Here is a 10525-nt window from a genome sequence, read left to right on the forward strand (position 1 = left end):
GCCTCGCCCGCGCCCTCTCCCCCGGAACGCGAGAGGGCGCCCCGCCGTGCGGCGGGGCGCCCTCATCGGAGCGTCGCTCAGGAGCGCGCGATCATGCGACCGGAGACGCTGTCGGCGGTGATCTCGACACCGCGCAGGAGGGTGCGACGCACCCGGCCCTTGAGGTCGGCGCCGTCGTAGGCGCTCACCGGGTTGCGGTGCGCCAGGGAGCGCGCCTCCACGTGGAAGGCCTCCTCCGGAGCGAACACCGCCAGGTCGGCGTCGTTCCCGACCGCGATGGAACCCTTGCCCTCGACCCCGGCCACGGCCGCGGGAGAGGCGGACATCCACCGCACCACCTCGGCGAGCGGCACGCCACGGCCGGACGCCTCGGTCCACACGGCCGCGAAGCCCACCTGGAGACCGGCCACGCCGCCCCAGGCGGTACCGAAGTCACCGGTGTCCAGGTGCTTCAGGTCCGGGGTGCTCGGCGAGTGGTCGGTGACCACGCAGTCGATCAGCCCGTCGCGCAGCGCCCGCCACAGCAGGTCGCGGTTGGCCGAGTCTCGGATCGGCGGACAGCACTTGTAGCTGGTGGCCCCCGCCGGGACCTCCTCGGCCGCCAGGGTGAGGTAGTGCGGGCAGGTCTCGACCGTGAGAGCCACCCCCTCCTCCTTGGCCCGGGCGATCAGCGGCAGCGCCGACGCGCTCGACAGGTGCAGGATGTGCGCCCGCACCCCGGTACGCCGGGCCGTCTCGATCACCAGGGAGATCGCCGCGTTCTCCGCCTCGTCCGGACGGGAGGCCAGGAAGTCGGCGTACTCACGACCCGAGGCCGCGGGCGCCGAGTCCAGCACCTTCGGGTCCTCGGCGTGCACGATCAGCCGGCCACCGAAGGCCTGGATGGCGGTGGCGGCAGCCTCCAGACGCTCGGCGGTCAGGTGGCCGAACTCGTCCACGCCCGAGGGCGAGAGGAACGCCTTGAACCCGTACACGCCCTCCGACCACAGGTCGGACAGCACGCCCGTGGTGTCCGGACCGGTGTTCTCCGGCACGGCACCGCCCCAGAAGCCCACGTCCACGGCGAGCTTGCCCTCGGCCGCGGCCCGCTTGGCCTTGAGGCCCTCGGTGGTGGTCGTGGGGGGAACGCTGTTGAGGGGCATGTCCACGATCGTGGTCACACCGCCCAGGGCGGCCGCGCGCGTGGCGCTGGCGAAACCCTCCCACTCGGTGCGGCCGGGCTCGTTGACGTGCACGTGGCTGTCGACCAGCCCGGGCAGCAGGACCTCGTCCTCGGCCAGACGCAGCTCGCGGTCGGCGTCGACCGTGGCGTCCACGCCGTCGAGGACGTCGGTGATCCGGCCACCGTCCACCACCACGCTGACGGGACGCTCCCCCTCAGGGGTGACGGCGCGGGCGGCCCGCACCACCAGTTCGTGTTCTGCCATCCCTACTTCTTCTCCTGTCCGGCCCGGCGGGTGGCGAGGTTCTCGATGCTCGCGGCGTCGGTCCCGCAGGCCTCGACCACCTCAGTCTCCTCCAGCGCGCCACAGCGCAGGCCACCGGCCAGCACCGAGGCCAGCGCCTGGGCGGTGGCGGGCTCGTCCATCACGTTGCCGGAGGCCTGGCCCAGGTAGGCCTTGAGTCGGGCGGCGGCCGGGGCGAAGGCCTCGCGGTAGAACGCGTAGGTGGCCAGGAAACGGATGGTGAGCTGGTTCGGGTGCAGGTCCCAGCCCTGGTAGTAGCCGCGCTCCAGCGAGCGACGGATCAGGTCGGCGTGCAGCCTCCAGGCCGAGTGGACCTCCTGACGGGTGCCGACCGGCAGGATGTTGCTACCGCCGTCGGACAGCCACACGCCGGTGCCGGCGGCGGCCACCTGCATGACGGCCTTGGCGTGGTCCGCGGCCGGGTGGGCCAGGCTCTGGTACGCGGCGGTGATACCGCAGGAGGCGCTGTAGTCGTAGGTGCCGTAGTGCAGGGCGGTGACCCGACCCTCGCCGGCCTGGATCATCCGCGCGACCGCGGCGGTGCCGTCGGTCAGCAGGATCGACTGCGGGGTCTCGATCTGGAGCTCGAAGCCCAGACGCCCGGCCGGAAGACCGAAGCGCTCCTCCAGGCGGCCGCTCAGCCAGGTCATGGCCTCGACCTGCTCCACCGAGGTGATCTTGGGCAGGGTGAGCACCAGGTTCTCCGGGAGGGAGCCGTGCTCGTCCAGAAGGGTCTGGAGGAAGAGGCCGAGCGTACGCACGCCGCGGTGACGGCCGGGGGCCTCCATGCCCTTCATGCGGATACCGAAGTAGGGGGTGGCCTCCCCGTTCCTCAGGTCGGCGGCGAACGCGCGGGCGACGGCGCGCGCGTCGGCGTCCTCGGCCTCGTCACCGGGGTCGCCGTAGCCGTCCTCGAAGTCGGCGCGCAGGTCCTCGATGGGCTCCCGGGTGAGCTTCTCCCGGACCCGGGGCAGGGCGTCGGCGACGGCCTCTTCGCTCAGGCCGGTGGCCTCGGCCAGGTCGGAGGCCTTGGGGGCGAACTCCTCCAGCGCTTCCAGGGCCTTCTTGCCCCAGTCGGTGGCCAGGCCGGCGCCGACCTTGTCGGCGGGGACGTAGACGCTGTGGATGGGCTGGCGACCACCGTTGTTGCCCGGGTACTCCCGTGCGAGGCGCTCGTCGGCCTCGGCCAGGCGGGTGTCGAGTTCGGTGGCCAGGTCGGTCAGACCGGACGGGATGTCGCTCGCCACGTGTGGTGTCCTCCTCCGTCGACGGAACCGGGCTCCCCCTACGGGAGCCGGGATCAGTTTTCTACATGCGGATATTAACTTCTGCTATTCGGAAGAACAAGGGGTTCGGGCGGTATCATGATGCGAGACGGAGATCTTCCATGGGCGAGTAAGAGCGAAAAGCGCCTTTCGTATTGCAGAATGAACCAGTGACCTAGCGGCCCTCAGCATGGGAGCACGACCCTTGTCAGCCTCACAGACCCCCCCTATGGACCAACCCCGCAGCACCGTGGAGACGTCCCGTCGTCCCGGTGGCGTCCAGTCCCTCGACCGCGCGTTCTCCCTCCTGGAGATCATGGCCGAGCAGGGCGGCGAGGCCTCCTTGAGCCAACTCGCCGACTCCTCCGGACTCCCGCTGCCCACCATCCACCGGATCATCCGGACCCTGGTCGGCAACGGCTACGTGCGCCAGCTCCCCTCCCGCCGCTACGCCCTGGGCCCCCGCCTGATCGGACTCGGTGACAAGGCCGCCCAGATGCTCGGCACCTGGGCCCGCCCCCACCTGGCCCAACTCGTCGAGGACCTCGGAGAGACCGCCAACCTCGCCATGCTCGACGGCGACAAGGTCATCTACGTCGCCCAGGTCCCCTCACCCCACGCCATGCGCATGTTCACCGAGGTCGGACGCCGCGTCCTGCCCCACTCCGCCGGCGTCGGCAAGGCCCTCCTGTCCCAGCTCAGCGACGAAGAGGCCCTGGCCACCGTCCGACGCACCGGCATGCCCGCCGCCACCGACCGCACCATCACCGACCCCGACGCCTTCCTCGCCGAACTCCACCGCATCCGCGAGACCGGCTACGCCATCGACGACGGCGAACAGGAGGTCGGCGTCCGCTGCGTCGCCGTCCCCGTCAAGGACGCCCCCTCCGGCATGGCCGTCTCCGTCTCCGGCCCCGAGGCCCGCGTGGGATGGGACTTCGTCGACCGGGCCGCGCCCATCGTGCAGAACTGCGCCACCGTCCTGGCCATCGACCTCAACAACCAGAGCTGACCCGCCCCGCCCGTCCCTGGACCGTGTCCGACGACGCGAAGCGGGACCCGGCCCGCGACAGCACGAGGGGCCCTGACCGAAAACGGCCAGGGCCCCTCGTCCATCCTCAGGTCTGCTGGTCGAAACCCAGCTTCCGCAGCTGCTTGGGATCGCGCTGCCAGTCCTTGGCCACACGCACCCGCAGGTCGAGGAAGACCCGCTGCCCCAGAAGACCCTCGATCTGCTTACGGGCACGAGAGCCCACGTCGCGCAGACGCGAACCCTTCGTACCGATCACGATCGCCTTCTGGCTGGGGCGCTCCACGTACAAAGACGCGTAGATGTCCACCAATTCCTTGCCCGGCTTGGTGTTCTCACGCTCGTACATCTCGTCGACGACCACCGCGATCGAATGCGGAAGCTCGTCCCGGACCCCCTCCAAGGCGGCCTCCCGGACCAGCTCCGCGACGAGCATCTCGTCGGGCTCGTCGGTGAGATCGCCGTCCGGGTAGAGCGGCGGCCCCTCCGGAAGATGCGAACAGAGCACGTCGGTGACGGTGTCCAACTGATAGCCGCCCCGCGCCGACACCGGAACGATGTCGGCCCAGTCCCCCAACTCGTCGACGGCCATCAAATGCTCACCGAGAGCCGCCTTGTCGACCAGGTCGGCCTTGGTCACCAGGGCCACCACCGGGGTGCGGGTCTGCGCGGCCAACTCCTTGGCGATGTAGGTGTCGCCCCGGCCGATCGGCTCATCGGCCGGCAGACAGAACGCGATCACGTCCACTTCGACCAGCGTGGACCGCACCAGGGAGTCGAGCCGTTCCCCCAACAGGGTCCGGGGCTTGTGCAGCCCGGGAGTGTCCACGATGATCAGCTGCGCCTCGGGGCGATGCACGATCCCGCGCACCGTCCGTCGAGTGGTCTGGGGACGGTTGCTGGTGATCGCCACCTTCTGCCCGACCAGCGCGTTCATCAAGGTGGACTTGCCGACGTTCGGGCGGCCCACGAAGCACACGAAGCCGCTCCGGAAGCCCTCCGGATAGGAGGGGAGTTCCAGAGGGACCCGCAGCTTCTCGAGGTCGAGGTCGTTCATGTGTCCTTCTCAGCGCCGGGTGATGCTCGCGGGCACCCCGTCGGGGGCGGCGATCACCACCACCTGGGTCTTCAGATCGTCCATCACCGAGCGGTCGTCCTCGGTCAGGGCCTCGGCCGTGGTGACGACCGCCGCGGCCTCCAGCGCGGTGGCCTCGCTCGAGACCGCCGCCGCCACCGCCGCCTGGAGCGCGGAGAGCCTGAGCGAGGGCAGGTCCACCGTGGTGGCCACGTACGTGCGCCCCGTCTCGTCGCGCACCGCGGCGCCCTCGGAGGCCGCGTTGCGGGCCCGAGAGGCCCGCGCGAGCGTGATGAGCTTGCCGTCCTCGGGGCCGAGCCCCGTCGTGTCCGTCACTGGTCCGTGCTCCTCGTGTGCTTGTCCTTGTCCCCTTCGGACTCGGTCTCCTCGACCGGGAGCCGTTCCACCAGAACCGTCGTCATCCGGTTGCGGCGGCTGCTCTTGCCCTCCAGGGTGAGTCTGAGTCCAGCGTATTCCGCCTGGGCGCCTCCGGCCGGGACCCGACCCAGCACGAACGCCACCAGACCGCCCACCGTCTCCACGTCGGACACCTCCAGGTCCCGGTCGGGGAAGAGCTCGGCGAGCTCGCCCAGAGGCAACCGCGCGGTCACCCGGACACGATCCTCGTCCAACCGCTCCACCGGAGGGATCTCGTGGTCGTACTCGTCGGTGATCTCACCGACGATCTCCTCCACGATGTCCTCCAGGGTCACCAGTCCGGCGGTACCGCCGTACTCGTCGATGGCGACCGCGACGTGGTTGCGCTGCTTCTGCATCTCGCGCAACAACTCGTCGATGGGCTTGGTGTCGGGAATGTAGGTGGCACGACGCATCACGTCGCCCGCCGTCAACGGAACCTCCTCGGCCCCACCGGCGGCCGCCGCCCACCGATCGCGCAACCGCTCCACGAGGTCCTTGAGATAGACGATGCCGACCACGTCGTCCTCGTCCTCGCCCGTGACCGGGATCCGCGAGTATCCGCTGGCCAGCGCCAGGGTGAGGACCGCGTCGGCGTCGGCCGCGCGGTTGGTGAAGACGATGTCGGGCCGGGGCACCATGACCTCGCGGACGGAGGTGTCGTCGAGCTTGAACACGGAATGGATCATCTGCCGTTCCTCGGCGTCGATCACCTCTCCGCGCTCGGCCAGGTCCACCAGCTTGCGCAGCTCGACCTCACTGCTGAACGGCCCCTCACGATCGCCCTTTCCACGCGGGGTGAGCGCGCGTCCCGCCCCCACCAGCAGTCGGGCCGGCGGACCGAGCACGAACCGGAGCGGATGCACGACGGTGGCGCTGACCCTGGCGATGGGCCCGGCGAACTGACGGCCCAGGATCCTGGGGGTGACGGCGATGAGCACGCACTCCACCACGATCATCACGAGCGCGGTGACCACCAGCGCGGGCCACCCCGGCCCCCACAGGAACAGCATGCCCACGGCGGCCGCCAGGACCGCGCAGACCTCGCACACCACGCGCAGGAACAACAGCGTGTTCAGGTGGGCGGTGGTGTCCGCGGCGACCCGCTCCCAGGCGGGGCTCGCCTTGACGGCCCGCTCACCGTAGGTCGCCTCCATGCCGACCGCCATCACCCTCGTGACGGCGACCTCCGCCGCCACCAGGAAACCGGCGATCCCGGTGAGGGCCAGGGCCACCGCGAGGGCCACGATCCACACCCAGGGCTCCGCCCCGCCCATCGAGGCGGGGTCCGGCCACAGTGAGGCGCTCATCGGGCGGTCTCGTCCCCTTCGGACGTGCTCTCCCCGGCCGCCTCGCGCTCACGCCAGGCGGCGAGGATCTCGCCTTGGAGACCGAACATCTCCTTGTGCTCCTCGGGCTCGGCGTGGTCGTAGCCGAGCAGGTGGAGGATGCCGTGGGTGCACAGCAGGTCGATCTCGGCCTCGGTGCCGTGACCGGCCTTCTCCCCCTGACGCTCCGCGACCTGCGGGCAGATGATCACGTCACCGAGCACACCGGGGTCGCTGGTGCGGCCGGGGCCGCCGGGACGCAGCTCGTCCATGGGGAAGGAGAGCACGTCGGTGGGGCCGGGCTCGTCCATCCAGCGAACGTGCAGATCGGTCATGGGGCCTTCGTCCACCAGCACGACGGACAGCTCGGCCAACGGGTGGACGCGCATGGCGTCGAGCACGTGCCGGGCCAGACGGGAGAGCCTCTCCTCGTCCACACTGGAGACGCCTGACTCGTTGGCGACGTCGATACTCATCGGTTGCGGGTGCCTCACTTGGTCGGTGGTGATCGGCGGGACGGGCCGCCGGACGTTCTTCGGAGAACGGACGCCGTACCGACAGCGGTGGGCCCGCACGTGGCGGGCCCACCGGCCGGTGTCATCCGTACGTCCTCTCAGTCTGCCCGGTCCGGGCCGTCCTCGGTGCGGTCCGTACACGGGATGTCGCCGGAGGGGCGCCGTCCACGCCGAGGTCGGGACCGGCCGGCCCCGTCGCCGTTCACGCCCTGGGCCGCGTCGTAGCGACCGTAGGCGTCGACGATCTGGCCCACGAGCCGGTGCCGGACGACATCTTCACTGCTCAATCGGCAGAAGGCGATGTCGTCGATGTCACGCAGGATGTTCTCGATGGTCCGGAGCCCGCTGGTCTGTCCACCGGGCAGGTCCACCTGGGTGACGTCACCGGTGACCACGATCTTGGAGCCGAAGCCGAGCCGGGTGAGGAACATCTTCATCTGCTCGGGCGAGGTGTTCTGCGCCTCGTCCAAGATGATGAACGAGTCATTAAGGGTTCTACCCCTCATATACGCCAGGGGGGCGACCTCGATGGTGCCGGCGGCCATCAGCTTGGGGATGGAGTCCGGGTCCAACATGTCGTGCAGGGCGTCGTAGAGCGGCCGCAGGTAGGGGTCGATCTTGTCGTAGAGGGTGCCCGGAAGGAATCCCAGACGCTCACCGGCCTCGACCGCCGGACGCGTGAGGATGATCCGGTTGACCTCCTTGTCCTGGAGGGCCTTGACCGCCTTGGCCATCGCCAGGTAGGTCTTACCGGTCCCCGCCGGGCCGATGCCGAAGACCACGGTGCTGCGGTCGATGGTGTCGACGTAGCGCTTCTGGTTCAGCGTCTTGGGGCGGATCGTCTTGCCCCGGTTCGACAGGATGTTGGTGGTGAGCACGTCCGCGGGGCGCTCGTTCCCGGGCGAGCGCAGCATGTGGATCATGCGCCCGATCGTGTCGGGGGTGATGTGCGTGCCGCTCTTGGCGAGCTCGATCAGCTCCTCCACGAGGCGGACCACCACGGCGGTCTCCTCGGGGGTGCCCGTGATCGTGAACTCGTTGCCGCGGACGTGGATGTCACTGTCGAAGGCCCGCTCCAGGGCCCGGAGGAGTTCGTCTCCCGAGCCGAGCAGACCGACCATCGTATGTTCGTCCGGCACCACGACCTTGACCTGGGTCTCCTGGTCCTGGTGCGCGTGATTTGACTCGGCCATGGTGTGGCCTTGCGGCCGCTGTCCTTACCCTTCGGTCACGTACCCCACGGCGGGGGCTTGTCCCGGGCCCGGCACCGAGGTCGGTCGACGGCGCCGCCGTGGTCACCACGGGTGTTCGAGACACCCGGAGCGACCGATGAGCCCTGGTTCGATTCTACCAACGCGGGCCCGGCGGGCACGATCGGTTAAAACGGGCGGCCGCCGGGCCGGACGGGCGTTCGTCGACGGTGTCGAAGGGGCCGGACCGGGCGGAACCGGTCACCGTCTATCCGGGGGGCCAGTTGAGACCGCGGCCGCCGAGCACGTGGGCGTGGAGGTGGAAGACGGTCTGTCCGGCGCCGGGGCCCGTGTTGAGAACGATCCGGTAGCCGGTCTCGGCGATGCCCTCGGCTTCGGCCACCTGGTGGGCCTCACGGACGATCTCGTCCAGCAGGCCGTTGTCGGCGATGGCCGCCGCGACAGCGTCACGGTGGTGTTCGCGCGGGATCACCAGGACGTGGGTGGGGGCCTGGGGGTTGATGTCGCGGAAGGCGAGGGTGCGCTCCGTCTCGCGAACGATGTCCGCGGGCACCTCCCCCTTCACGATCTTGCAGAAAAGGCAGTCGGGGTCGACCATCGCGTACCTTCCGTCGCTCGGCCCGACCGTTCTCCGTCGGGCCCTCCGGGTGCGTTCGGGCACCATGATGCCGCAGGGATCGGTCGGTCGCAGGGTTCCGGCCGGGGAGATGAACTCTCAACCTTTCCGCAACCGGGCCGATCTCCGTTCCCTCGACGGCCGCGAGCGGCGACACGATAGGCTTTCTGTCCGTGCGCGTCATGAGCGCCGATCTCGTCGCCTTTCGACCGGATCGGGCCCCTTCGAATCGGAACGCGCGTCTACCTGGAAAAGAAGAGGTATGCCCTTTCGTAAACCCCGCGACAAGGGTGTGCGTCGAACTGACGTGACGACAGAAACCATGGTGGCCGGAGCCACCACGGCGCCACTCGCGGTCGAGTGGGACGCCGACCACGCCGTGACGGAGCTCTACCGGGAGCACTACCGCCCCCTCGTCAGGCTGGCCGCGCTTCTCGTCCGGGACCATGCGACCGCGGAGGAAGTCGTTCAGGACGCCTTCGTGGCCATGCACGGAGCCTGGCGCCGTCTACGGGACCCCAGCAAGGCCCTGTCCTATCTGCGTCAGGCCGTGGTGAACAAGGCCAGGTCGGTCCTGCGCCACCGCGCGGTCGTGGAGAAGCACGCCCCCAAGGCCCTACCCGACGCCCCCAGCGCCGAGCACGGCGCCATGAACCTGATGGAACGCGAAGCGGTCATCAGGGCCCTACGCAAGCTACCCACTCGTCAGCGAGAGGCCATCGTGCTCCGGTACTACGGTGACCTGTCCGAAGCGCAGATCGCGGACGCCATGGGCATCAGCCGAGGTGCGGTCAAGAGCCACTCCTCCCGTGGTATCGCCGCGCTCCGCTCTGCACTGGAGCAGACCACATGAGCAGTCCAAACGACCAGAACGACCTGGAGTTCGAGGAACAGCTCCGCCGGATGCTCCAAGCGGAGGCGGACACCGTCTCGCCCTCGGCCGAGGGCCTCAACCTGATCCGTGAACGCACCGAGCGGCATCGGCGTTCGTCCTGGTTCGGCCTTCCCTGGCTACGTCCGGTCGCCGCGGTGGCGGCGGCGGTCCTGATCGTGGCCTCGGTGATCATCTCCAGCCCCCAGGTGCGCGACCAGGTGTTGGAGATGGTCCCCGCCGGCGCGGATCGTGAGGGTACGCCTCCGGTGGCGGGCGAGGAACGCGACGGCGACGTCGTGGCGACGTCCGACGAGTCCGACCCCGCCATCGAGGGTGGTGGGGCCTCGGAGGAGCCGGAGAAGGACCGAGAGGGTTCGCCCAGCCCCGACGCCGAGGAGGGGTCGGACGAGGAGAAGGTGGAGTCCGCCGCCTCCTGCCGTCCCACGGACATGGCCTCCCCCTCGCCCTCGGGTTCCGACAGGGAGAGGGACCGAGAGGGTTCCTCCTCTCCCGAGGATCGCGACTGCGATCCGGAGAAGGAGCCCACGGCCGACCCGAGCTCTCCGAGCACCGACCCCGGTTCCGACCCGGACAAGGAGCCCGAGGACAACGAGTCGCCGAACGGCGACGGTTCCGGGAACGGCGGCGGAAGCGGCGGTGGAGGTTCCGAAGAGGACAACGTCACCGTCGAGTGACCGCGACGGTCCGTGTCATGACACGGTCGTACG

At 69.8% G+C, this 10525-nt stretch carries 11 protein-coding genes; 3 read left to right on the plus strand and 8 right to left on the minus strand.

Annotation, left to right across the window (positions count from 1 at the left end; genetic code table 11):
- Positions 1-77: 77 nt before the first annotated feature.
- Both allB and TR33_RS02565 read right to left on the minus strand, forming a co-directional pair.
- Positions 78-1427, minus strand: a complete 1350-nt coding sequence (gene allB, locus TR33_RS02560) for an allantoinase AllB (protein ID WP_042281123.1) — start codon at positions 1425-1427, stop codon at positions 78-80.
- Positions 1428-1429: 2 nt separating this feature from the next.
- A complete protein-coding gene (locus tag TR33_RS02565; protein WP_017534184.1) occupies positions 1430-2713 on the minus strand; it encodes a DUF6986 family protein in 1284 nt (427 codons plus the stop codon).
- A 247-nt stretch (positions 2714-2960) separates the two neighbouring features.
- Between TR33_RS02565 and TR33_RS02570 the strand changes: the two genes are divergently transcribed.
- The gene (locus TR33_RS02570; protein WP_017534185.1) at positions 2961-3743 is read left to right on the plus strand and encodes an IclR family transcriptional regulator; all 783 of its coding nucleotides are present in this window, start codon (positions 2961-2963) and stop codon (positions 3741-3743) included.
- Between the two features lie 106 nt (positions 3744-3849).
- On the opposite strand, the gene era is transcribed toward TR33_RS02570, so the two are convergent.
- The 6 genes from era to TR33_RS02600 form a co-directional block, all read right to left on the minus strand.
- Entirely contained in the window at positions 3850-4818 is a 969-nt protein-coding gene (era, locus tag TR33_RS02575; protein ID WP_014909919.1) for a GTPase Era, read from the minus strand.
- A gap of 9 nt (positions 4819-4827) precedes the next feature.
- Positions 4828-5172 carry a cytidine deaminase-like protein gene (locus TR33_RS02580; RefSeq protein WP_014910533.1) on the minus strand — a complete coding sequence of 115 codons (345 nt, stop codon included), beginning with the start codon at positions 5170-5172 and terminating at the stop codon, positions 4828-4830.
- Entirely contained in the window at positions 5169-6563 is a 1395-nt protein-coding gene (locus tag TR33_RS02585) for a hemolysin family protein (RefSeq protein WP_014911378.1), read from the minus strand. Before TR33_RS02585 ends, TR33_RS02580 begins: the two co-directional genes overlap by 4 nt.
- Positions 6560-7057: an rRNA maturation RNase YbeY gene (gene ybeY / locus TR33_RS02590; RefSeq protein WP_014911437.1), complete on the minus strand. Its 498-nt coding sequence runs from the start codon at positions 7055-7057 to the stop codon at positions 6560-6562. Before ybeY ends, TR33_RS02585 begins: the two co-directional genes overlap by 4 nt.
- Positions 7058-7194: 137 nt before the next feature.
- Complete coding sequence (locus TR33_RS02595) at positions 7195-8289, minus strand: PhoH family protein (protein ID WP_042281125.1); 1095 nt, start codon at positions 8287-8289, stop codon at positions 7195-7197.
- Between the two features lie 265 nt (positions 8290-8554).
- Positions 8555-8905, minus strand: a complete 351-nt coding sequence (locus TR33_RS02600) for a histidine triad nucleotide-binding protein (protein ID WP_014910486.1) — start codon at positions 8903-8905, stop codon at positions 8555-8557.
- Positions 8906-9245: 340 nt separating this feature from the next.
- Here TR33_RS02600 and TR33_RS02605 point away from each other — a divergent pair, with 340 nt between their 5' ends.
- Both TR33_RS02605 and TR33_RS02610 read left to right on the plus strand, forming a co-directional pair.
- The gene (locus tag TR33_RS02605; protein WP_014913082.1) at positions 9246-9776 is read left to right on the plus strand and encodes a SigE family RNA polymerase sigma factor; all 531 of its coding nucleotides are present in this window, start codon (positions 9246-9248) and stop codon (positions 9774-9776) included.
- Positions 9773-10492 (plus strand): hypothetical protein, encoded by a 720-nt coding sequence (locus TR33_RS02610; RefSeq protein WP_042281128.1) that lies wholly within the window; start codon positions 9773-9775, stop codon positions 10490-10492. The genes TR33_RS02605 and TR33_RS02610 overlap by 4 nt, the downstream gene beginning before the upstream one ends.
- Positions 10493-10525 lie beyond the last annotated feature (33 nt).

The organism is Nocardiopsis alba, from assembly GCF_000710955.1.
GTDB lineage: Bacteria > Actinomycetota > Actinomycetes > Streptosporangiales > Streptosporangiaceae > Nocardiopsis > Nocardiopsis alba.